Annotated in this window: 21 protein-coding genes; 19 read left to right on the top strand and 2 right to left on the bottom strand. The window is 29.4% G+C overall.

All coding sequences use genetic code 11. From position 1 onward, the window contains the following. Nucleotides 1–11: 11 nt before the first annotated feature. From psyc5s11_RS23890 to psyc5s11_RS23825, 14 genes are all read left to right on the top strand, one after another. Nucleotides 12–992, top strand: coding sequence for an ABC transporter permease (locus tag psyc5s11_RS23890; protein WP_224034959.1), 981 nt, complete (start codon nucleotides 12–14; stop codon nucleotides 990–992). Further along, nucleotides 986–1,897, top strand: a complete 912-nt coding sequence (locus psyc5s11_RS23885; protein ID WP_224034958.1) for a carbohydrate ABC transporter permease — start codon at nucleotides 986–988, stop codon at nucleotides 1,895–1,897. Before psyc5s11_RS23890 ends, psyc5s11_RS23885 begins: the two co-directional genes overlap by 7 nt. A gap of 154 nt (nucleotides 1,898–2,051) precedes the next feature. Beyond that, complete coding sequence (locus psyc5s11_RS23880) at nucleotides 2,052–3,674, top strand: type 2 periplasmic-binding domain-containing protein (protein ID WP_224034957.1); 1,623 nt, start codon at nucleotides 2,052–2,054, stop codon at nucleotides 3,672–3,674. Nucleotides 3,675–4,085: 411 nt separating this feature from the next. Next, the gene (locus psyc5s11_RS23875; RefSeq protein WP_224034956.1) at nucleotides 4,086–5,072 is read left to right on the top strand and encodes a LacI family DNA-binding transcriptional regulator; all 987 of its coding nucleotides are present in this window, start codon (nucleotides 4,086–4,088) and stop codon (nucleotides 5,070–5,072) included. A gap of 231 nt (nucleotides 5,073–5,303) precedes the next feature. Further along, the gene (gene gtfA, locus psyc5s11_RS23870) at nucleotides 5,304–6,728 is read left to right on the top strand and encodes a sucrose phosphorylase (protein WP_224034955.1); all 1,425 of its coding nucleotides are present in this window, start codon (nucleotides 5,304–5,306) and stop codon (nucleotides 6,726–6,728) included. 175 nt (nucleotides 6,729–6,903) lie between these two features. Next, nucleotides 6,904–7,365 (top strand): GNAT family N-acetyltransferase, encoded by a 462-nt coding sequence (locus psyc5s11_RS23865; protein WP_224034954.1) that lies wholly within the window; start codon nucleotides 6,904–6,906, stop codon nucleotides 7,363–7,365. A 48-nt stretch (nucleotides 7,366–7,413) separates the two neighbouring features. After that, complete coding sequence (locus tag psyc5s11_RS23860; RefSeq protein ID WP_224034953.1) at nucleotides 7,414–8,397, top strand: phosphotransferase; 984 nt, start codon at nucleotides 7,414–7,416, stop codon at nucleotides 8,395–8,397. A gap of 83 nt (nucleotides 8,398–8,480) precedes the next feature. Next, a complete protein-coding gene (locus tag psyc5s11_RS23855) occupies nucleotides 8,481–9,308 on the top strand; it encodes a multinuclear nonheme iron-dependent oxidase (RefSeq protein ID WP_224034952.1) in 828 nt (275 codons plus the stop codon). 41 nt (nucleotides 9,309–9,349) lie between these two features. Continuing rightward, a complete protein-coding gene (locus tag psyc5s11_RS23850) occupies nucleotides 9,350–9,523 on the top strand; it encodes a hypothetical protein (protein WP_224034951.1) in 174 nt (57 codons plus the stop codon). A 219-nt stretch (nucleotides 9,524–9,742) separates the two neighbouring features. Continuing rightward, nucleotides 9,743–10,333 (top strand): glycosyltransferase family 2 protein, encoded by a 591-nt coding sequence (locus psyc5s11_RS23845; RefSeq protein ID WP_224038257.1) that lies wholly within the window; start codon nucleotides 9,743–9,745, stop codon nucleotides 10,331–10,333. 82 nt (nucleotides 10,334–10,415) lie between these two features. After that, complete coding sequence (gene tnpA, locus psyc5s11_RS23840; RefSeq protein ID WP_224033074.1) at nucleotides 10,416–10,739, top strand: IS66 family insertion sequence element accessory protein TnpA; 324 nt, start codon at nucleotides 10,416–10,418, stop codon at nucleotides 10,737–10,739. Next, on the top strand, nucleotides 10,732–11,082 hold the full coding sequence (tnpB, locus tag psyc5s11_RS23835; RefSeq protein ID WP_224033073.1) for an IS66 family insertion sequence element accessory protein TnpB: 351 nt from the start codon (nucleotides 10,732–10,734) through the stop codon (nucleotides 11,080–11,082). The genes tnpA and tnpB overlap by 8 nt, the downstream gene beginning before the upstream one ends. 99 nt (nucleotides 11,083–11,181) lie before the next feature. Beyond that, complete coding sequence (gene tnpC / locus psyc5s11_RS23830) at nucleotides 11,182–12,792, top strand: IS66 family transposase (RefSeq protein ID WP_224033072.1); 1,611 nt, start codon at nucleotides 11,182–11,184, stop codon at nucleotides 12,790–12,792. Between the two features lie 173 nt (nucleotides 12,793–12,965). Continuing rightward, on the top strand, nucleotides 12,966–13,229 hold the full coding sequence (locus psyc5s11_RS23825; RefSeq protein ID WP_224034950.1) for a hypothetical protein: 264 nt from the start codon (nucleotides 12,966–12,968) through the stop codon (nucleotides 13,227–13,229). A gap of 144 nt (nucleotides 13,230–13,373) precedes the next feature. Here the strand turns inward: psyc5s11_RS23825 and psyc5s11_RS23820 are convergent, their stop codons facing one another. Both psyc5s11_RS23820 and psyc5s11_RS23815 read right to left on the bottom strand, forming a co-directional pair. Further along, nucleotides 13,374–15,506 carry a methyl-accepting chemotaxis protein gene (locus psyc5s11_RS23820; protein ID WP_224034949.1) on the bottom strand — a complete coding sequence of 711 codons (2,133 nt, stop codon included), beginning with the start codon at nucleotides 15,504–15,506 and terminating at the stop codon, nucleotides 13,374–13,376. A 517-nt stretch (nucleotides 15,507–16,023) separates the two neighbouring features. Continuing rightward, complete coding sequence (locus tag psyc5s11_RS23815; RefSeq protein ID WP_224034948.1) at nucleotides 16,024–16,884, bottom strand: AraC family transcriptional regulator; 861 nt, start codon at nucleotides 16,882–16,884, stop codon at nucleotides 16,024–16,026. A 207-nt stretch (nucleotides 16,885–17,091) separates the two neighbouring features. On the opposite strand from psyc5s11_RS23815, the gene psyc5s11_RS23810 reads away from it, so the two are divergent. From psyc5s11_RS23810 to psyc5s11_RS23790, 5 genes are all read left to right on the top strand, one after another. Beyond that, nucleotides 17,092–19,287 carry an alpha-galactosidase gene (locus psyc5s11_RS23810; protein ID WP_224034947.1) on the top strand — a complete coding sequence of 732 codons (2,196 nt, stop codon included), beginning with the start codon at nucleotides 17,092–17,094 and terminating at the stop codon, nucleotides 19,285–19,287. A 233-nt stretch (nucleotides 19,288–19,520) separates the two neighbouring features. Beyond that, entirely contained in the window at nucleotides 19,521–21,719 is a 2,199-nt protein-coding gene (locus psyc5s11_RS23805; RefSeq protein ID WP_224034946.1) for an alpha-galactosidase, read from the top strand. 313 nt (nucleotides 21,720–22,032) lie between these two features. Then, nucleotides 22,033–23,316: an ABC transporter substrate-binding protein gene (locus tag psyc5s11_RS23800; RefSeq protein WP_224034945.1), complete on the top strand. Its 1,284-nt coding sequence runs from the start codon at nucleotides 22,033–22,035 to the stop codon at nucleotides 23,314–23,316. 127 nt (nucleotides 23,317–23,443) lie between these two features. Continuing rightward, nucleotides 23,444–24,328 (top strand): carbohydrate ABC transporter permease, encoded by an 885-nt coding sequence (locus tag psyc5s11_RS23795; RefSeq protein WP_375542023.1) that lies wholly within the window; start codon nucleotides 23,444–23,446, stop codon nucleotides 24,326–24,328. A 17-nt stretch (nucleotides 24,329–24,345) separates the two neighbouring features. Further along, complete coding sequence (locus psyc5s11_RS23790; RefSeq protein WP_224034943.1) at nucleotides 24,346–25,173, top strand: carbohydrate ABC transporter permease; 828 nt, start codon at nucleotides 24,346–24,348, stop codon at nucleotides 25,171–25,173. Nucleotides 25,174–25,178 lie beyond the last annotated feature (5 nt).

The following is a 25,178-nucleotide window of genomic DNA, read 5'->3' as shown; positions in this document are numbered from 1 at the left end:
GAGGAGTTAAAATGGAGAAATCATCAAATGAAAACTCATTAATGAATGAATCAACTATAAAAAAGCCCAAAAAACAAAAAAAATCATGGAAATCAACATGGGCGCAGATGAAAAAACATTATCAAATATATTTTCTTTTATTACCAACATTGATTTACGTATTTATCTATAATTACATACCTATGTATGGAGTTCAAATAGCATTTAGAGATTATAGTCCTAAGAAAGGAATAATAGATAGTGCATGGGTTGGACTAAAGTATTTCGCGAAATTTTTTGAGTCTTATAGATTTGAACAATTATTAAGTAATACTTTAATACTAAGTCTGATGACACTAATAATTTCATTTCCAATTCCAATAATAATAGCATTAATGCTAAATCAGGTGAAATCAAAAAAATATGCAAGTTTTGTACAAACAGTATTATACGCACCAAATTTTATTACAGTTGTAGTATTAGTTGGTATGATGTCGGTATTGTTATCTCCAAGTACTGGTATTGTAAATTTAATTATTCAAAGATTTGGAGGAAATCCAGTTCACTTTATGGGTGAACAAGGCTGGTTTAGGTGGTTATACGTATTATCAGGTGTTTGGCAAACAACAGGGTTTAACGCAATAATCTATTTAGGTGCATTAGCAGGTGTTCCTACAGAATTATATGAAGCAGCAAAAATTGATGGAGCATCAAGATTCAAAACTATTATAAATGTAGATTTACCTTGTATAAAGCCAATGATTATTACAATGTTTATTTTAGCAGTAGGAGGTCTTATGAATGTAGGGTTTGAAAAAGTTCTTATAATGCAAAATGATTTAAATCGTAGTGTAGCGGATGTTATTCCAACGTATGTTTATGATATTGGTATTACACAAGCTCAGTATAGTTATTCAACTGCTATTGGTTTATTTAATACTGTTATTAATGCTATTTTATTAGTCTTAGCTAATATATTCTCTAAGAAAGCAACGGGGGAAGGAATATGGTAAAAAATCAAATGAAAACTAATAATAAAGTAAAAGATAGTTTAGGAGATAGAATTTTTGGTATTGGAAATATTTTAATTTTGACTGTTGCAGCATTACTAGTGATTTATCCATTATATTTTGTTGTAATTGCTTCTTTCAGTGATCCAGTTGCTGTACAATCTGGTGAAGTTTTATTTACGCCAAAAGGATTTACATTAGATGGATATGTAGCTATCTTGCATAATAAAGCAATTATAAGTGGATATGCAAATTCACTATTCTGCGTAGTTTTTGGAACAGGTATCAATTTATTCTTTACTATTACGTGTGCCTATGGACTTTCAAAAAAAACTTTACCCTTTAAAAATGGCATAATGTTTTTCTTAATGTTTACTATGTTTTTTGGTGGTGGTATGATACCAACTTATTTATTAGTAAAGAATTTAGGTTTACTTAATAGTTTATGGTCATTAATACTTACAGATGCACTTTCTATTATGAACGTGATAATTGTAAGAACGTATTTTCAAACAAGTATACCAAATGAACTTTATGAAGCAGCATTAATTGATGGATGTTCTGATATTAAAGCATTTATAAAGATCGCATTGCCACTTGCAAAACCAATTATTGCAATCATGGCATTATTCTATGGTGTTGGACAGTGGAATCAGCTATTTAAAGGGATTATTTATATTCAAAATCAAGAAGTGTATCCGCTACAACTAGTGTTAAGAAATATATTAATACAAAATAGCTCAGGTGCTTCAATGGGTGACTCAGCATCATTTTTAGCACAGCAAAGAATGGCAGAACTAATTAAATATGGAGCAATTATTGTAGGAAGTTTACCACCACTACTTGTTTATCCATTAGTTCAAAAGCACTTTAAAAAGGGTGTTATGGTAGGTTCTGTAAAAGGATAAATAAAATAAGAAAATTTATATTTGTTTTGTATATTGTTACTATCTTACTTTGGCGATATATATTTGTTGGAAAAATCATTAGTATATTTACTTGAATTAAGAGAAGCAATATTCATATAATTAATAACTAAAATTAAATAAGGGGGAATTTATTATGAAACTAAAAAAAATAATGGTACTAACATTAACATGTACATTAGTAGCAACGTCAATACTTACTGGTTGCGGAAAAACTGCAGATAAGGGTGGAGCAGCAAATAACTCACTAGAAAGTAAAACTTTCCATGCTACAGGATATCCAATTGTAGATGAAGCAATAACTTTAAAATTGACAGCACCCAAAACAGCGATTGCTCCTGATTTTGGAGAAATGAAAATAATGCAAGACTTGGCTAAGAAATGTAATATTAATATCGAGTGGAATAATATACCTGAAGCTGATTATGTAACAAAAAAGAATTTATTAGTTGCAAGTGGTGATTTACCAGATGGTTTTTGGAATAGTAAATTTACTGATTCCGATTTAGTAACTTATGGTGATGACGGTACAATTATTCCTCTTGGAGATTTAATAGAAAAATACATGCCAAATTTATCTGCTGAAATGAAAAAAGATCCAACAATTAAATCGAAGTTAACAGCTCCAGATGGTAAAATTTATTCATTACCATCAATTGAACAAATGGGATTAGTAAAAGCACCTTTCTTTACTGCTATTAATACTAAATGGCTTCAAAAATTAGGGTTAAGCACGCCAACTACTCCAGCAGAATTCAAAACTGTGCTTGAAGCTTTTAAAACAAAAGATCCAAATGGTAATGGTGTGCAGGATGAAATTCCATTTAGCTTTATGCCTAATTCTTTTTGTGCAGATCTTGGAGATTTAATGGCACCTTTTGGAATGGCTGATAACACTCAACATAGAATAGTAAGAGATAATAAGGTGATTTATACTGCCGTTCAAGATCAATATAAAGACGCAATTAATTATTTTCATAGCTTATATGCAGAAGGATTAATTGATCCTGAATCATTCACACAAGATGCACCAGCATATATTGCAAAAGGACAAAATGAACAAGATAAATTAGGAAGTTTTGTTTGGTGGGAAATTCCAGAAGTTGTTGGTGCAAATAGAGCAAAAGATTTTGCAATACTAGATCCATTTAAAAATGCACAAGGAGAAAAAGTAACTGGAAGAAGTAATCTAGATGAAACTAATAGAGCGGCATTTGTTATTACATCAGCAAACAAAAATGTTGCAGCAACTTTACGTTTTGTTGATTTAATGTATGCTAAAGACGTAAGCTCACAAATACAATGGGGACCAGTCGGCGATGTATTTACAAAGACAGATAGTGGACTTCTTAAATGGAAAGATGCTCCAGCAGGTACTACAATGGGTGAATATAGACAAAAAGTATGTCCAGGTGGTGGTAGCCCAGCTATCATAACAAAAGATGATTTTGGTACTGTTGTAGAAATGGAACCACGTGCAAAGGAAAGATTAGATATTATTCAATCTAAATTCGATCCTTATATGGAAAAACAATCTTATCCAAATGTATTCTTTGATAAGGATGAATTAAATACTATAAATACAGTTGAAACTGATATTTTAACTTACGTTAATGGTAAAAAAGCTGGTTGGATTAAAGATGGTGGTATTGATCAAGATTGGGATAGTTATAAAGCAGAATTAAATAAAATGGGACTAGACAAGTTAATGAAGGTTTATCAAGATGGTTTAGACAGATATAATAAAACTGCAAAATAATATATCGGAAGTAAATTATATTTAATTATCTATATATGTTGTAATTAGAAATTTACATGGAATAAAGAATATGAATACAAATTTTATGAAAAGATCATTTTGCAACATATATATTAAAATTTATTGATGCACTTAAATAGGAGTTGGGGTTGGTTTCCAACTCCTATTTATTTATACAAAAGAGGTAGTTATATAAAAGATTTATCTTTAAAGAAAAAATTATTTAAAATGATAGAACAGTTTAAAATTAAATAGTTCAATAAATAAGTGAATAAATATTGCTAAAACTATAAGATTATTGATAATATAAAGATGAAAATAATTTTATGTAACAAACAATATATGTAGAAATCTATATGAATAATGATATTCAGTAAAATAAAATTAATATAAAAGGATTTGATGTTATAGATGGCAGCAACAATGAAAGATGTAGCAAAAGAAGCAGGAGTAGCACTGGGAACAGTATCAAAAGTTATAAATAATATTCAAGTTGGTGAAGAATATAAAATAAAAGTAGAAGACGCAATTAAGAAATTAGGCTATGAAGTAGATGTATATGCACGTGGAATGAAAAAACAAAAAACAGATACAATTGCACTTATTATTCCTAATTTATTAAACCCATTTTTTGCTTCGTTTGCATATTATTTAGAATTTGAACTAAGTAAATACAACTATAAATTATTATTATGTAATTCAGATGGTCATGCAGGAAAAGAAGTACACTATATTAATATGGCGAAGCAAAATAAGGTAGATGGAATTGTTGGAATAACTTATAGTGATATTGATCAAGAAGTATCTAATAATTGCAAATTTGTTTCTATTGATAGACATTTTAGCAATTCTGATATTCCTTATGTTTCTTCTGATAATTATAAAGGAGGAGAAACCGCAGCAAAGAAATTAATAGAAACGGGTTGCAAAAATCTTGCTTTTATTCGTACAGGTTCTAATATATATGGGGAAACTTACAAAAGAAAACTTGGATTTATTGATACCTGTGAAAAGAACGGAATTAATTATACGTTATTAGAATTAATAGAGCCACATGAGAATGTAGAAGATGTTTGTTCAAAGTTCTTAGAGGAAAACATGTCTAATGGAAAATTATTAATTGATGGTATATTTTTTAGTACTGATACTCTTGCACTAAGAGTTAAAAAAGTAATTGAATCTTATGGATTTCTTATTCCAGAGGATGTAAGTATAATTGGATATGATGGTATTAAATTAATTGAGGAACTTGGATATTTTGTTTCAAGTATTCGTCAACCTGTTGATTTAATGGCAAAGAAGTGTGTTGAAATAATGATATCATTGATAAATAAAGAAACTGCAGCTGAAATTTCATATTTACCAATTACTTTTGTAGATGGCGGAACTACTAAATAATTAGAAATTATATTCTTCACTAATTTTAATACTAATATGAAACGTTTCAAAAATATAATAAAAATTATTGAGAGTTATTTATATATAACATTTAACCATATTTTCACTACATAATAATATGTGATTATTAAACTAAAAACTATATAATCTAAGTGAAAGCAGAAGATAATATAGTTTTTAGATAAATTTAAATGGTTTTAAATTAAAAGGACAGTAAAGAAGGAGATTATTATGAAGAAAAATAAAATTAAAAATGAAATTATGCTTATAACTTATGCAGATAGCTTAGGTGAAAATTTAACAGATTTAAAAGAAGTTTTAGATGAGCATTATGGAGGGGCTATCGGAGGTGTTCATATTCTTCCATTCTTCCCGTCATCAGGAGATAGAGGATTTGCACCAATGCGATATGACATAGTAGATGAAGCTTTTGGAACTATGGAAGATGTAAAAGAAATAAGCAAGACAAATTACTTAATGTATGATTTTATGGTAAATCATATTTCGAGGCAATCTGAATTTTTTAAAAATTTTGAAGAAAAGAAAGATGCATCAAAGTATAGTGATTTCTTTATAAGATATAAAGATTTTTGGGAAAATGTTGAACCAACTGAAGAAGAAGTAGATGCGATTTATAAGAGAAAACCAAAAGCACCATGTTATGAAGTTGAATTTAAAGATGGAACTAAAGAAAACGTTTGGTGTACATTTGGAGATGAACAAATCGATTTAAACATGGATTCAAAAGTGGCAAGAGAATTCATTAAAGAAACATTAATATCAATGTGTAAAAATGGTGCTTCAATTATCCGCTTAGATGCATTTGCATATGCAATAAAACAACCTGGAACTAGTTGTTTCTTTATTGAACCAGAAATGTGGGATTTACTTTATGAAATTCAAGAGATAGTAAATGAATATGGTGTTGAGATCTTACCAGAAATTCACGAACATTATACAATACAACATAAAATTGCTGAAAAAGGATTTTGGATTTATGATTTTGCACTACCAGTTTTAGTTTTACATTCACTATATTCAGGTAAAGGTGAAAATCTAAAAAAATGGCTTGATATGAGTCCAATGAAGCAATTTACTACATTAGATACACACGATGGTATTGGTATTGTTGATGTAAAAGATTTAATGACTGATGAAGAAATTGATGAAACAAAAGAAGCTATGTTTACAAAAGGTGCAAATGTTAATAAGATATACAATACAGCAGCATATAACAATTTAGATATATATCAAGTGAATTGTACTTATTATTCGGCACTGGGAAATAACGATAAGGCCTATTTATTAGCTCGTGCAATTCAATTTTTTGCTCCTGGAATACCACAAGTTTATTATGTAGGAATGCTTGCAGGGGAAAATGATATTGAATTAATAGAAGAAACTAAAAATGGTAGAGACATTAATCGTCACTATTATTCAAAAGAAGAGATTAAGAAAAACTTTGAAGATAGAAAGATTGTAAAGGATATTAGAGATTTAATGAAATTACGTAATTCTAATGCAGCATTTGGATTAGATGGGGAATGCATTACAGAAGTTAATGGTAATGAACTTATAATAACTAGAAAGTGTGGAGAACATACAGCAATATTAAAAGCTAATTTAAAAACTCATGATTTTACTATTGAAGTATAAGATTAAATTTTTAATCTATAGTTAAATTTATAATCATCTCCTGTTATTTATAATGGGGGATGATTAGCATTATTTAAGTTTGTTTAAGTAATTACAAATTGGCATATAAAGTCACAGTAATATATTAAGTTAACAAGCTACTATTAAAGTAAAAAAATATGGTGAGGTGCAAATAATGGAATCTAAAAATATTAGTATTAGAAAATTTAAAAGTATTGATAGTTCAAAACTATGCGAAATAATAAAAAGAAACTTAATTGAAATAAATAGCAAAGACTATCCTAAGGAAATTATTGATGGTATGTGTAGCCGATTTGTACCTGAGAATATGATAGAAAATGCTAAAAAACGTGATATTTATGTTGCCGAATTAAATGGCGAATTAATTGGTACTGCTAGTTTGGAAAACAATATAATTTATGGAGTTTTTGTAGATGTCAATTATCATGGGTGTGGTGTAGGAAAAAAACTAATGTCTATTATAGAAGATAATGCTAAAGAAAATTCAGTTAACTTGGTACAAGTACCTTCGAGTATAACATCTCAGAACTTTTATTATAAGTTAGGATATAACTATGTTAAAGAAGTGGAAACTCCTGATTCGGGAAGATGTATTATAGTTGAAAAAACATTATAGCCTTGTAATTTATGACGAATAATGGAAATTTGTATGGAGTGGTTAAATATGATAAATACAAAAAATAGCATATTGGATGAAATAAAAGAAACAATAGAAAGAATGTTTTCAATAAGAGTTACTGAGTATACGGAAATTAATAAGGGATTATTAAATTTAAAGTGGAAGTTTATAACAGATAATGGAACACTTTTTATTAAGCAGTATAACTCGGAGAGATACCCAACTTCAAAAGAAAAACGTTTAAACACAGCTCTCATATTTCAAAAGAAATTAAGTGAGAAAGATATACGGTGTCCGCATATTTTAACATTTAAAGGAGATGTAATATTAAGAACAAAGAAAAATGTGAGATTTATTATAACTGAATACTGTGATGGCAACCTTATTAATGCTGGAAAAATTAATTGTAACCAAGCTCATGATTTAGGTATTGAAATTGCAAAAATGCATAGTTTAATCAATAACCCAATTGATGAAAAAGCAATTCCAACATGGGTTGTACCATCAAAAGAACAATTGATAGCTGAATGGTATGAGAATTGGATGTTAACTAAAGATAGAAATACAGCAGATATTAACGGTTTCCTTAAACTTCAAAGAGAAATATTTGAAAACCTAGATATAAATATTTTTGAAGGATGCAAACTAGGCTGGGCGCATTCAGATTTATGGTGTGATAATATATTGTTTCATCTTAATTCCCTTTCAGCGATCTTAGACTTTGATAGATTACAATATATCTATCCCGAATTGGATATATCAAGAGCAATACTTTCCTTTACATTAGATAATAACTGTCTAAGGATGGATGTAGTAAATGCTTTTATAGATGGTTACAATCAGATTGGAAATATTTCTGCCGATGATATAATTCGTTCATTAAAACTGTTATATTGTTTAGAGAGCTTTTGGTGGCTTAGGAGCGATAGTTTTAACAGCGAAGGTCCACCGAAAAGATTTGCAGACGAAATGGTGTGGTTATCAGTTAATTGGATAAATTTAGACGAAATATTGAAGGCTAAGAGCTGATAATGGTTGTATTTAGTTCGGAAACTTCTTAAAATGTGTGATAATAAAAAGTTGTAGTTAATGCATTAATGTAAATTTGTGCATTGAGCACAGCGAAAGGAATGACAGTTATTATGTATATTGGGTGCAATTGGTCAAAAGCATTGGAAATTCTTATTGAAAGAGATGCTGTTAAAGTAGATTATATTAAAGCAGGGGCTTATGGAACATTCAATGAACAGTTTGCTAGAATGCGATCATTACGTCCAATTCTACTTCATGGGTTAGGAAACTTTGAATGTACTGGAATGAATAATATAGAAATAGTTGATTTTGAGTTAGCAAATAAATTAATTAGAGATTGTAGTTCTCCTCATTATGGATTACACTTTACTCTTAAGAATTCTGAGATATATCCAGGAATAACAGAAGAAAATATATATGAGAAAATGTGTGAAAACATTCAGATATTTAAAAATAACCTGCCTGTTCCATTGCTACTTGAAAATATTCCAGATACACCAGAAGATCGAGTAGTATATGATTACTATCCTTATTTTAAGCCAGAACAAATTAACAGATTGATTGCAGATAACAATGTATCTTTTTTGATTGATATAACACATGCAAAGATTAGTGCACTATATCATGGTTTTGATGTTTATGATTATATTGCACAATTACCCCTTGATCGAATTGTAGAAATTCATGTAAATGGTTATGGCTATGATAAAGATGGTTTTCCAGCAGATACACATGAATCTATGAAGGATGAAGATTATAAATTGTTAGAATGGGTACTTAATCATTCTAATCCAGATATTGTTTCACTAGAGTATGTTGGAACAATATCTGAAGATGACGAGACAATTATTTGCTTGTTGCAAAAGCAATTAAACCAATTACAAAGCATTTGTAATCCAACTCGATAGGTATAGGAAATATTTAATTTTAATTTGCATTATTCAATAGATTGAATCTGCTATCTTTTTGTTGCATCATAATAAATTATGACGATCATAGAATGGCTATGAGTTTTTCATTAGCTGGGTTAAGGATTCCAGGGGTTAAAATAAAAGATCCGCATTGTGTTTCTAAAACTTTCCCCAATTATTTCGAAGAGTTTGAAAAAATATATATTAGATAATTGTTATCCACATCTGTGCTTAATTAAAGAACAACGGATGTGGATTTTAAAATAACAGAGTGTCCCCCTAAGTACACTCTGTTAAATATAAGTCTCAATAATAGCTTTATTGTCACTGAATACTGTGATGGAAACCTTTATAGTTACTATAAACTTGTAACTAAAGATGTAGCAATTAATTACTTTAATAAAAATATAAATTAGTGGAGTGGATTTAATATATGTAGTTTTAGTATAATAATTCCAGTTTTCAATACGGAAAAGTACTTAAAAGAATGTATAGATAGCATTTTAAATCAAAGTAACAAAGATTTTGAGATTATTTTGATTGATGATGGTTCTACCGACAGAAGTGGTGAAATATGTGATTTATATCAGAAGAAAGAACCAAGGATAAAGGTAATTCATCAAGATAATGAAGGGCCTTCAAAAGCACGTAATTATGGACTTAACATTGCAGCAGGTAAATATGTTATGTTTATGGACAGTGACGATTATCTCTCAGATACTAATATAATATCTGATTTTGTTAGCATATTTGAAGAACATGACTGTTATATTATATATGGCACGTACAAAGGTTTTGTAGATAATGAATATAAATCCTGCACATATGACATATATCCTAAAATATTAAAAGTAGATAACACACAAACAAAAAACTTAATCACAGAAGAAGTTGTACAATTGTTATTTGATAATGGAAACTACTATTCTTCCCCAACTATTAAAATCTATAAAAGAGAATACTTGGAGAGTTATGGATTTAGATTTAAATTGAATATATATCATGAGGATGAAGAATGGTAAACGTAAAAAAATTAACGGATAGATAAATATAAACCTTCAATGTTAAAATTAACATAGATTTTAACAATGGAGGTTTATTTACATGAATAATAATGAGAAGATAAATTGGAGAGAAATTGTTGCTACCTTTTCTTCTTACGAAGGAACGTTAGGAACTTTCTGCAATGCAAATCACATTACTAAAAGTCAATTTCATTACTATAAAAAGAAATTCAAGAATGAAGATAATAATTTACAGTTTCATGCAATTTCAATGAGAGAAGAAAAAGTAACAACTGAAGTCACCGTAGTTCCAGCTGATAGACCTAATATAATAATAGAAATAGGAGCCGCTAAAATATATGTACCGGCTAATGAAATAGCTATTTTGAGTAAGTTGCTTAAGGATTTGATTACAAATGTTTAATCTTAATAAAGTTAATACAGTTTATCTTGCATGTGGAATAACAGATTTGAGAAAAAGTATTGATGGACTAGTAGTGATTGTGCAAACGCAGCTAAAGTTGGATCCGTTTGAAAAAGCCTTGTTTGTTTTTTGCAATAGGCAAATGAATAAAATTAAGATACTTCACTTTGATGAAGGATTCTGGCTGTACTATTTCCGACTTGAAAATAGTAAATTGAAATGGCCGATGACTCCAGACGAAGCTCTTAAAATCAACAAAGAGGAATTGAAATGGTTGCTTATGGGATATGAAGTTAGAACTAAGTCTAAATTTAAGCCAATTGAAGTAAGAAATAGCTTTTAAAACAAATATCGCTGTAAACCCTTAATTTTGAACTTTTACAAGTTTCGGAATTGAGGGTTTTGTGGTAAAATACCCCTATATTTGTTGTGAGGTATAGGGATGGATATTTTAGATTTAGAAGATCAACTTGATAAAAAAACAAAATTATTGATTTCTAAAATGGAAAAAGACATTGAATCAAAAGATAAGGAAATTGATGATTTAAAAAAGGAATTGGCTTTTCTTAAAGGACAGCTCCTTAATAAAAACAGAAAAATTTTTGGACAATCTAGTGAACAAGTTGATTCAAGACAGCTCTCACTTTTTAATGATGCTGAAAAAAACAGTGATATTAAAATAGATGAGCCTTCCATTGAAGAAATTACATATACAAGAAAAAAATCATCTTCTCATTTAGGAAAGAAAGATAATCTATCCGGCCTAGATAGAGTTACAATTGAGCATAAACTTGCTGACTCTGAAACATTTTGCGATAAATGTGGGAATGATTTAATTATAATCGGTAAAAAATCAAAAGAAATTTTAAAATATAAGCCAGCAGAACTTTACATAGAAGAACATATTTCATATACATATGCTTGCAAAAATTGCGAAGCGGATGCTGATAAAGCCAATATAATTTCTGCAAAAATTCCAAATACTTTCTTATATAAAAGTATGGCTTCAAATGAATTATTAGCTCATGTTGTGAGCATGAAATATCAATATGCAATGCCATTATATAGAATGGAATCATATTTTAAGATGATGAATGTTAATCTTTCAAGACAGACATTATCCAACTGGATAATAAGTTGTGCAAATGAACTTCAGCCTGTTTTTCATTATATGAAAGAGGAACTCTTAAGAAGAAATTATATCCACGCCGATGAAACTTATGTGAAGGTTATTGAGGAAAATGGAAAAGACTCCAACTCAAAAAGGTTCATGTGGCTATATCGCTCCGGAGGCATAGAGAACCATATAATTTTATATGATTATCAGAAAACAAGATCTGGTTCTTGTGCTGAAGAATTTCTTGAAGGTTTCTCTGGATATCTTCAAACAGATGGATATGATGGCTATAATAAAGTTAAGAATATAAAAAGACTATATTGTATGGCCCATATTCGAAGAAAATTCTTTGATATAATATCAACCTTAAACCCCGAAGCTCTAAAGCAGTCTCACGCAATAGAAGGGTTTAATTATTGTGAGCGACTTTATAAAGTTGAAAAAGATCTAAGGGAACAATATATATGTAGTGATGATTATTATGGTGATCGACATGCAATAAGGCTCAAGAGATCTGCACCCATTCTTAATAAATTTCAAGAATATGTAGATAATGAAATTGTTAATGCTCTTCCTAAAAGTCCTTTAGGTAAAGCTCTTGCATATGCTCAAAAGTTGTTGCCATATATGAGAACTTTCTTGACAAATGGATGTCTTGAAATTGATAATAATGCAGCTGAAAGAGCTATAAAACCATTTGTAATTGGCAGAAAAAACTGGATGTTCTCCAAGACAGTAAAAGGCGCAAAATCAAGTGCATTACTTTATAGTATTACTGAAACGGCTAAAGCCAATGGCTTAGCAGTGGAAAAGTATTTAGTATATTTATTTGAAATGTTTGCAAATTCAGAAGTTAAGGAAATGGACATACTAGAAAAATGTATGCCATGGTCTGAAAGCATTCAAGATGAACTGCGCGTTAAGACTACCAAATAATTATTTCTATATAAAATTATACCCAACAGAGAATATAAGTTTTTCTGTTGGGTTTATTTTATCACTTAAATTATACTAACGCTACGCGTCGATTCTTTGACGCTTACGAAGAATGGACACCAAGAATACTTTTAAATTGTAAAAAAATATATTTCTATAATAAGGATTTTTATATGAGAAGAATTAGAGAAGAGTCTATAATAACAACTACCAATGATGAAAAACGGCTAAAAAAAATCTTAGATATGATTGAAATAGCAAATGATATGACAAAATATATAGAAGTTAATTGTAAAAGTAAAAGGTTGAGAGACACATTTAAAGAGTATTATAAATCATTTAGGGCAGAGTATATAAAATTATTCAATGAAATTAATGAGGTTGATATAAAGAACAAAGCAAAAGTAATTATAGAGAATAATGTGTGCAGAGAGTAATGTAATTGCAAATATGATAACTCATGGGAAAGTAATATTTTATTTTTAGAATAATTTATTTTTTGATTCACAACCAAGAATATAAATTTTTATTTTTAACGAAAATAACGCCCTCTAATTTTTAGAGCGGCGTATTTTTATATTTTAATTTACTTTAAATTGAGATATTGCACTATTTAGATTTTCAACTACTTCGTTTAATTCCTGAGCAAACTCAGCTACCTTTTGACTTCCATTGATTTGTTCCTGTGTTGCATCTGATACCTGTTCTGTAGTTGCAGCAGTTTCTTCTGAAATAGCAGAAATGCTTTCCATAGCCATTTTAGTTTTATCTTTGGAATTAACTATTTCATTAATTGATGTAACCATTTCTTTCAATTGACTATCTATCTGATCCATTCCTTCGAATATTGTTTTAAAAGCAGTATCTGTCTTTTCAACCGCTTTCATCTGTTCTCTTATTATAATACTAGAACTGGTTGCTTCTTTTACTACAACTTCTGTCTTATGCTGAATATCATTAATAATTTTATTAATTTGAATAGATGATTCTTTTGATTTATCCGCTAATTTTCTTACTTCGTCTGCAACAACAGCAAAACCTCTGCCTGACTCACCAGCTCTTGCAGCTTCAATTGCTGCATTTAATGATAAAAGATTAGTTTGCTCGGCTATATCAACAATTAATTCTACAATTGCCTTTATATCTTTAACGTTTGAATTTAAATTATTTACATCTTCAACAATTTTAGCTGAAGCTTTATTTGTTTCTTCTGCTTTGCTATTCAATGTTTCAACTGATATAATAGCATCCTGCTTCATTTCTTTTGTTTTTTCTAATACTAATGAAACATTTTGTGTCTTACCGTTTACCATATTTATTTCTTGCGACAATTTATTCATATAATCTAAACCTTCGCTAGCACTTGTAGCTTGTTCTGAAGCTCCTTGTGTAATCTCACTCATTGTTGCTGCAATTTCTTCTGAAGATGCATAAGAATGCTCTGAAACATCTGTAATTATTTTTGTATTACTTGATACATTTTCAGCTAGACTTTTAACATCTACAATTAAAGTATTTATTTTTCCTACCATATCATTAAATGCGCTTATTACTTCACTGATCTCGTCTTTGCTCTCATCTACTATATGAAGATCTAAATTTCCTTCTTTAGCCTTTTTCATAAGTACGACTAATTTTTCTAGAGGATTTGAAATACTTCTTGATATTATTAATGCAACAGTCATTGCAATTATAAATGAAATTAAACCAACTGCTAAGGTATTATTTCTTAAAATATTTGAGTCTGAATTTAAATAACTATAGGGAATAACTCCAACTACGTACCAATCTGAACCATTTAAAGGTGCATAAGATACAAGAGATTCACCATTGCTGGTAGAAAAACATCGTTTTTGTAATTTTACCTCATCGTTGACACTCGCTAAATCTTTTTCTGTATCTAAAATTTTTCCAACAACATTTGCATCTTTATAATCTGTTCCAATTAAATTTTCATCTTCACTTGCTATAATAATGCCATTTGAATCTACAATAAATATAGATGAATTAGTACCTAAATTTACATTTTTAAAAGAACTAACGAGTATTTTGGGATTTAATTCTTCAAATGCAAAGCCTAAATTCTTACCAAAATTAGTTAAAGAACTTACCTCTGCAGACATATATAGACTATAGCTTCCTAATGGAGTTTTCTGTAATTTCCATATAAATTTTCCTTCAGCATTTTTAGATAAATCCGATAAATTTTTCTTTATATCATCCGAAAATTGATTTGAAAAAATACCTATTTTTATATTATTAGTGTCTATAATACCTAAACTCAAGATATCGTTTCTTGTACTTCCTTTAGTATTAATTAATTTAGATAAGGTATTAACTTTGGAAGAATCAAAAAAAGAATTAGTAGTTTTTATACTTTCCAAATAATCTTGTATTTGAGAATCGCTCATTAGTGTTTGTACAAAATTTGAATTATTACTCATCTCAGTTGAAATATTAACTCCTATTTGTGACATTATCTGAGATGAATAATTTGAAATTTTATTATTCATTGCATTTTTTGATTGAAATACTGATGTAATTCCTATTATTAATAATGGAATTAAAACTAACAGCCCGTAAGAAATAATCAATCTATTTTTTATTTTTAAACCTCTTATAATACGTTCAGTCTTAAATAGAATATTGACTTTTTTCTTATCATTTATATTTTTATCTGTCTTCGTGCGACTTATTTTTAAAAATTTACTCATTCTATATCCCTCCAAGTGCTTTATTAAGATATCGTTTGCATTGGTTACAATAAATTATCCTCTGTTTCTTTAAGTAGAGGACTCAAATCTATGATTTTATGTGAATAACTTACTCAGCGAACGAATGTGAGTCGAGTTTTCTTAATGATTATTATAAAACATATTTATAAATTTAAAAATGCATTTATTTGCTAATAATATGGTTAAATGTTGTATATATTGAATTAATTTATGAATTTCCTTATAAGAAGAGAATAAAGTGAAACTTTTCAAGTGGAGTTCTATACTCTAGCTGAATTTAGTTGAACTAATAACCTTAATGGGCACCTCGTCCAGGAGCGTACAGCCATTATCTCATACTTGAAGAAAAGCAGATATTCCAAATTTAAATTTGGCATAGTCGCTTTCACAAGTGCGAGGGAGTTTTACGGATGCTAGCTATCGGATAATTTAAGAAAATGAAGAAAAGCTTGAAAAGGCAAAATAAAAAAGGGCCAGATATGGCCCGATGAAACAATTATATTTGATTTGAAAAAAATCTTTCTCTATAATTTTTAGGACTTTCTCCTTTTACTTTTTTGAATATCTTAGAAAAGGTTAGTGGATCAGAATACCCTATAGAGTGGGCTACAACCTTAATTGATAAATCTGTATTTTGTAAAAGAGTACAGGCTTTATCTATTTTATAATTTACTAAAAAGTCCTGAGGTGAAATATTAATATTTTTTTTAAAGATATGAGTAAGGTAACTTCTGTTTATTCCTATATAACTCGCAATATCATTAATTTTTATATTATTAGAATAATTATTTTCTATGAATTCTATAGATTTTTCTAAATATAATTCAGCACTTTTGTAAGCTTTCTGATTAAAAACCTCTTTTCTAGTTTCAACTAATTTTGACATGAATAAGTATAGAAGACCTTCAAGTTTTAATTCATTAGAATAATCCATTTCATTTAATTTAAGCATTTCAGAAATATAGTCTTTTAATGTGGCATCCTTTGAATACTCAAATATAAGATTTTCTTCATTAAGATTAGCATAGCTCAAATAAGTTTCGGCCTTAACGCCATTAAACCCAATCCACATATAACTCCAAGGGTTATCTTTATCAGCCTCATAATAAGTAACAATACCAGGGCGAATTAGGAAGCCTTCATTCTTTTTGAGTTTGTATGTTTTATTGTTAACAGTATAAGAGCCTTCTCCATCAATTATGTAGTGAATTACATATTGAGGTCTCACTGCCGGCCCATATGAATAACTAGGAGAACAATCCGCGATTCCACAAAAACATAAAAACAGATATATGGATTGTTTTTGGGGGGGTTCAAGGTATTTAGCTCTAGAATCTTCAATATATTTAATATCCATAGTAATTCAACACTCCTTTAAGCTGTATGTATATGAAAAAATTAAATTTCAAACATAACATTTTTACATGAGCAACATACATAATACCATATAATTTAATATTATATCAGATTATAATGAATACATATACATGGTTAATTTTAAAATGATATTTTGACAATTTACGGTGAAAATTATATAAAAAATAGAATAAACGGAGGGACTAATATGACTATTGTTTATGATAATGTTACAAAAACATTTCATCTTAAAACTAAAAGAACAAGTTATATACTAAAGGTATTAGAAAGTAATCATTTATCTCATTTATATTGGGGAAAAAAGATAAGTACCAACAATTTAGATTATCTTATAGAAGAGAATTTATGGGGAAGTTTTCTTACCAATACAGATAATATAGGAACATTTCAGTTAGAAGTAATACCACAAGAATATCCAGGGTACGGTGTAACTGACTTACGTTCACCAGCAATTGAACTTCAGTTTGAAGATGGTAGTACAACTACTGACCTAAGATATGATGGATATAAGATTTATAAAGGAAAACAGTCTATTAAGGGATTACCATCCACATATGTTGAAAATGAAGAAGAGGCAGAAACGTTAGAAATATATTTAAAAGATGAATTGAAAAATATAAAAGTAATTTTAACATATAATGTGTTTGGAGATTTTGATGTTATAACAAAATCAGTTAAGATAATAAATGACAGTGAAGAAAATGTAAATATATTAAGAGCCTTAAGTGCTAATGTAGATTTTAAGGAAGATGACTTCGATTTTATACATTTATCTGGTGCATGGGCGAGAGAAAGACATATTGTTAGAACAAGCCTTAGATCTGGGATGCAATCAATAGAAAGCAGAAGAGGGGCAAGTAGTCATGGTCAAAATCCTTTTATGGCCCTGGCAAGAAAAGGCTCAAATGAACAAAATGGCGATGTTTATGGATTTAGTTTAGTTTATAGTGGAAACTTTTTAGCTGGTGTTGAAGTTGATATGTATAGTAAGTCAAGAGCCCAAATTGGAATAAATCCATTTAATTTTAAGTGGTTATTAGAAAAAGGAGAAAAATTCCAAACTCCAGAAGCAGTATTAGTATATTCACCTAATGGATTAACAGGGATGTCTCACATTTATAATAATTTATATGCAAAGCGTTTATGTAGGGGGAAATATAGAGATAAGGCACGCCCAATACTTATAAACAATTGGGAAGCAACGTACTTTGATTTCAATGAAACTAATATAAAAGAAATTGCAAAAGAAGCAAGTAACTTAGGAATAGAGCTTTTTGTTCTTGATGATGGATGGTTTGGCAAGAGAGATGATGATACAACATCACTTGGAGATTGGTTTGTAAATGAAAAAAAAATAAAAGGTGGACTTGGAAAATTATCTAAAGAAATAAATGATATGGGATTACAATTTGGTCTTTGGTTTGAACCAGAAATGGTATCTCCAAGTAGTGAGTTATATATAAAACATCCAGATTGGTGTATACATGTACCAGAAAGAAATAGATCAACAGCAAGAGATCAACTTATTCTAGATTTATCAAGAGAAGAAGTATGTGATTATATAATAGAATCAGTTAGTAATGTTTTAGACAATGCTTCAATTTCATATGTTAAATGGGATATGAATAGAAATATGAGTGAAATAGGTTCACTTGGATTACCACCTAAAAGACAAAAAGAAACAGCTCATAGGTATATGTTAGGTCTATATAGGATTTTAGAAGAGATAACAACAAAGTTCCCTGATATATTATTTGAAAGCTGCTCTGGTGGTGGTGGAAGATTTGATCCAGGAATGCTTTATTATATGCCACAAACATGGACAAGTGATGATACAGATGCCATAGAAAGATTAAAAATCCAATTTGGAACATCTTTAGTTTATCCAAGTGCATCTATGGGATGTCATGTATCAGCAGTACCAAATCACCAAGTAGGTAGAATTACGCCTCTTGAGACAAGAGGAATAGTTGCCATGGCCGGGAATTTTGGATATGAACTTGATATTACAAAATTAACAGAAGAAGAAAAAGATGCAATAAAAGAGCAAGTTAAGTTATACAAAGAAATAAGAGAAACAGTTCAATTTGGCGATACTTTTAGATTATTAAGTCCATTTGAAAGTAATGAAGTTGCATGGATGAATATTTCTAAGGATAAATGTGAAATTGTTGTAAGTTACGTTAAACAATATGCAGAACCAAACAAATGGAATAAACCATTAAAATTAATAGGACTGGAAGAAGATGTTAAGTACAAAATAGTTGATGAAGATATGATTTTTGGCGGAGATGAATTAATGAATATTGGATTAATAATACCTGAACTTAAAGGTGACTATGCAGCTAAGCAATGGATATTAAGAAAATATACACATATATAAAGAGTGCGAAGCACAATAAGGATCATTTCACCTTTAAAATAAGCGCGAAGCGTAACCAAGAACAATTGACCTCTAAAAAAAGTGCAAAGCACAACCAAAAACTTAATTAAGCACAATTAGGAACTTTTTAAGCGCAATTAAGAACTTAAGATGAAAAAAGCACGCCCATATAGAATGAGTGCGAAGTACAAGTGAACAATACTTTTTTGATTATAAGAGGAGATGAATTTAATATGAAAATCGTTTATGATTCCGTGCAAAAAACCTTCCATTTACAAAATAAAAACATTAGTTATGTAATGAAAATCATTAAAGATGGATATTTAGTTAATGTTTATTTTGGTAAGAAAATTAATAAATATAATGAAAGTAATTCAATTGCTTATTATGATAGAGGGTTTTCACCAAATCCAGATCCATTAGATAGAACCTTTTCATTAGATACTATCCCATCGGAGTATCCTGCTTATGGCAATGGAGATTTTAGGGTACCAGCATTTCAGGTAGAGCAAAAGAACGGTTCTAGAGTTACTGACCTTCGTTATAAGTCACATAATATATATGATGGAAAGAAGAAATTACAAGGACTTCCATCAACTTATGTAGAAGATGAAGCAGAAGCAAAAACTTTAGAAATTGTAATGGAAGACAAATTAATAGGGCTAACTGTAACTTTAATGTATACCATATATATAGATTTTGATGTAATAGCAAGATCAGTTTCCTTAAAAAATAATGGTGAGGAAGAATTAAATATTACAAGAGCTATGAGTGCGAGTATTGACTATAGAGAAAGTAATTTTGAACTAATAACTTTATATGGGGCTCATATTAATGAAAAAAATATAGCAAGGAGAAAGTTAGTACCTGGAATACAAATGGTTGAAAGCTGTAGAGGTGCAAGTAGTCCAGAGCAAGCACCATTTTTAGCTTTAGTAAGAAGTGACACTAGTGAAGATAGTGGAGAAGTCTACTCATTTAACTTTGTGTATAGTGGCAATTTTACAGCTCAAGTACAAGTTGATCAATTTTCAAATACTAGAGTAATAATGGGAATAAATCCTTCTGATTTTTCATGGTTGTTACAAAAAGGAGAAGAATTCCAAACACCAGAAGTTATTATGACATATTCATCTGATGGACTTAACGGAATGTCAAGAACGTACCACAAATTATACTCTACTAGATTATGTAGAGGAACTTTTAGAGATAAGGAACGTCCTATACTTATAAATAATTGGGAAGCAACGTATTTTGATTTTAATGCAGATAAGATTAAAGAAATAGCTAAAAGTGGAAAAGAGTTAGGATTAGAATTATTTGTATTAGATGATGGTTGGTTTGGCACACGAGATGATGATCAGTCTTCCCTTGGAGATTGGATTGTGGATAAAAATAAATTACCAAATGGATTAGATGATTTAGTTAATGATATAACAAATCTTGGAATGCAATTTGGGATATGGTTTGAACCAGAAATGATATCAGAAGATAGTGATTTATATAGAAATCATCCAGATTGGGCACTACATGTACCAAATCGTATGTGTACAGTGGGAAGAAGCCAGTTAGTACTAGATTTATCAAGGAAAGAAGTATGTGATTATATAATAGATGCGGTATCTAATATATTATCTAATTCAAAGATAACTTATGTAAAATGGGATATGAATAGACATATGACAGATATATGGTCTGAAGCTTCAGAGCCTAAACGTCAAAAGGAAACAGCTCATAGATATATCCTTGGACTTTATTATATATTAGAAGCGCTTACTACTAAATTTAAACATGTATTATTTGAAGGATGTTCCAGTGGAGGAGGGCGCTTTGATGCTGGAATGATTTATTATATGCCTCAGACTTGGACTAGTGATAATTCAGATGCAGTATGTAGGTTAAAGATTCAATATGGCACAAGTTTAGTTTATCCACCAATTACTATGGGAGCACATGTTTCTACAGTTCCTAATCATCAAGTAGGAAGAATAACACCTCTTGAAACAAGAGCTCATGTTGCTATGTCAGGGAACTTTGGCTATGAATTAAATTTAATGAATATTTCACAAGAAGAAAAAGAAATGATGAAAGAACAGATAGCATTATATAAAAAAATAAGGCATATAATACAATTTGGTGATTTTTATAGAATTTTAAGCCCGTTTGATACTAACGAAGCAGCATGGAATTTTGTATCTAATGATAAAACAGAGTTTGTAGGAATGTATTTCAAAATACTTTCAGAACCAGGTTCAAGCATCAGAACTCTAAAATTTAAGGGATTAAATCCAGATTGCTATTATGAAAATTTAGAAACTAAAAAAGTCTTTGGCGGTGATGAATTAATGAATGTAGGAATTACTGTAAATATAGTTGTAAAAGATTTTATTAGCAAACTATGGAGATTTAAAAAAACAAGTCGAATGGAATAAAATAATAATCAGTAAAATGCAGAATATTAGGTATAGAAATTATTTTTTTAGAGAAGCTCTTTAATATAATTATATTAAAAAGTTTCTTTTAAATTTATTAGTTTTTCATAATTAACAATTAAAGAAAAGGTTTTCTATTGCACACATTTAACCATATAACGATTACATTAAACCATTTAAAAAGGGTATGTAATATAATATTATGTATACATAGTAATTATTAAATAAATATTCAATAAGTATACATAGTAATTACAAGTTTCAAAAGGTATATTCAAATATTAAATTTAATTTAAAATAGGGGGTCAATATTATGAAAAAAAGTATTAAAAGATTAATAAGCGTTATTGTAGCAACTACAGCTATAGGAACTATGTTAACTGGATGTGGTGGAAGTAAGTCGAGCACTGAAAGTTCAAAAGGAGATGTTACCTTAACATATTCAATTTGGGATAAAAACCAAAAACCAGGTATGGAAGCAATGGCAGCAGCATTCCATGAAAAGAATCCAAATATTACAGTAAATGTTGAAGTAACACCATGGGATCAATATTGGACAAAATTAGATGCAGGAGCTTCAAGTGGAACTCTTCCAGATGTATTTTGGATGCATTCATCTAATTTCATGAAATATGCTAATGGTGAGGCATTAATGGATATTACTGATAAAATAAAGAATAGTAAAGATTTGAGCATGGATAATTTTCCAAAGGATCTTGTAGAGTTATATGCTTCAAAAGGAAAGAATTATGCTATGCCAAAAGATTATGACACTATAGCTTTATGGTATAACAAGACTATGTTTGATGCAAAAGGTATCCCATATCCAGATGGAACATGGGATTGGAATAAGTTAGTAGAAGTTGCTCAAAAGTTAAATGATCCAGCTAACGGAGTATACGGATTCTTATCTCCTGTAGATTCTCAACAAAATTATTATGATTTAATTTTTCAAAATGGAGGAGAGGTTTTATCTGCAGATAAGAAAAAATCAGGTTATGATAAGGCAGAAACAAAACAAGCTATGCAGTTTGCAGCTGATTTTAGTCAAAAATATAAGGTTTCTCCAACTATACAACAATTTGCGGATACAAGCCGTGATCAATACTTTGAATCAGGAAAAGGTGCTATGGCATTCTTTGGATCATGGATGGTAAGTGAATTCAAATCAAATGAGTATGTAGCAAAAAATTGTGATGTAGCTGTTCTTCCTACTGGAAAGCAAAAAGCAACAATGTTTAATGGATTAGGAAATGCTATTTCAGCAAAGACTAAAAATGCAGATGCAGCTTGGAAGTTTGTAGAGTATATGGGAACTAAGGAAGCAAATGATATTCAAGCAAAAAGTGGAGCAGCAATTCCAGCATTTAAAGGAACAGAGCAAGCTTGGGTTGATGGCAATAAACAATTTAATGTAAAAGTATATCCTCAAATGTTAGAATATGCTCATATATTCCCAAATTCAGAAACAAGATCAAAATGGGATGCAAAAGAAACAGAAATATTCTCTAAAGTGTGGGCAGGAAGTATTTCAGTAGAAGATGGATGTAATCAAATGGCTAAGGAAATGAATGATCTTTTAGCTACTGAAAAATAGATAATTAACTGATAGCAGTTAATGATTACATCATCAACTGCTATCATATTGTAAAGAAGGGGAGGAGGCACTTAGCATTATGATTAGTGAGAAAAATACAGAAAAAGTTATAAACAAAAAGAAAAAAATGAGTAAGAAAGATTTAAGTGATTGTAGATGGGCTTATGCGATGATTGCACCTACTATATTAGGACTTATTATATTAAACATATGGCCATTAATACAAACTTGTTATTTAAGTTTTAATAAAACTAGTGGTTTTGGTAATAATCAGTGGGTAGGTCTAGATAACTACAAACGTATGTTTTCTGATTCAGCTGTAATACATGCAGTAATTAATACACTTGAATATACTGCAATTTCTGTTCCAGTAGGAGTACTTCTTTCTTTATTTATTGCGGTACTACTTAATGCAAAGATTAAAGGTAAGACTCTTTATCGTACAATTTATTTCTTACCTATGGTTTCAGCTCCAGCAGCTATAGCTATGGTTTGGAGATGGCTATATAGCTCAGATTATGGTTTATTTAATTATTTACTTTCATTAGTAGGTATCAAATCAGTACAATGGCTTAATAATCCTAAAATTGCTCTTTTTTCTATAATAATAGTAGGGGTATGGAGTACTATAGGTTATAATATGGTTATTTTACTTGCGGGACTTCAAGAAATACCAAAAAGTTTTTATGAAGCAGCTGATATTGATGGAGCTGGACCTATTAGACAATTTTTTGCTATTACATTTCCATTAGTATCTCCAACGATGTTCTTTGTTGTTGTTACTACTATGATAGGTTCATTGCAAGTATTTGATTTAATATTTATGATGATAGATAAAACCAATATTGCAATGGAAAATACTCAATCATTAGTATATTTATTCTACAAAAATTCCTTTATGCTTAATGATAAAGGTTATGGTTCTGCTATAGTTATGTTGCTATTAGCAATAATTTTAATAATTACTGTAATTCAACTTAGAATGCAGAAAAAATGGGTTCACTATCAATAGTTTAGGAGGTGTAATTTATGAAAGAAAGATTAAAATCAAGTAATATTATTATTCATACTATATTAATAATAGGAGCTGTAGGTATGTTGATTCCATTTATATGGATGATAATAACTTCGTTAAAGAGTCTTACTGAATCAACAATGGTGCCTCCTACAATTATTCCTCAAAGTATAAAATGGAGTAATTATAAGGAAGTATGGAATATATTACCTTTTGGGACGTTTTACTTAAATACAGCATTAATGTTACTATTTAGAATTCTTGGTTCAGTATTTTTTAGTGCCATGGCAGCATATGCTTTTGCTAGAATAAAGTTTCCAGGCAAAAATTTCTTTTTTATGATAATACTTATTCAAATGATGATACCATCACAACTATTTATTATTCCACAGTATAATTTAGTTGCAAAACTAGGACTATTAAATACTATTTCAGCTTTAGTTGTACCTGGAATTGTAAGTGCCTTTGGTACATTCTTACTTAGACAATTTTTTATTGGAATACCTAATGAGCTTGAAGAAGCTGCAATATTAGATGGATGTAACAGATGGCAGATATTTTGGAAAATTATGATGCCTTTAACTAAATCAGGTTTAGTAGCACTTGGAATATTCACTTCATTATTTGCTTGGAAGGATTTAATGTGGCCGTTAATAGTAAATTCTTCAATAGATAAGATGCCTTTAGCATCAGGACTTGCATCATTACAAGGACAGTATTCAACAAACTTTCCTCAACTTATGGCAGGTTCAATGATAGCTATATGGCCAATGCTTTTATTATTTATAATATTTCAAAAGCAATTTATTGAAGGTATTGCGAGTACCGGATCAAAGAGTTAGTGGTA

Origin of the sequence: Clostridium gelidum, assembly GCF_019977655.1 — a bacterium.
Classification (GTDB): domain Bacteria; phylum Bacillota; class Clostridia; order Clostridiales; family Clostridiaceae; genus Clostridium; species Clostridium gelidum.
The sequence above is the reverse complement of the archived record's forward strand: the minus strand, read 5'-3'. Positions and strand labels throughout refer to the sequence as shown.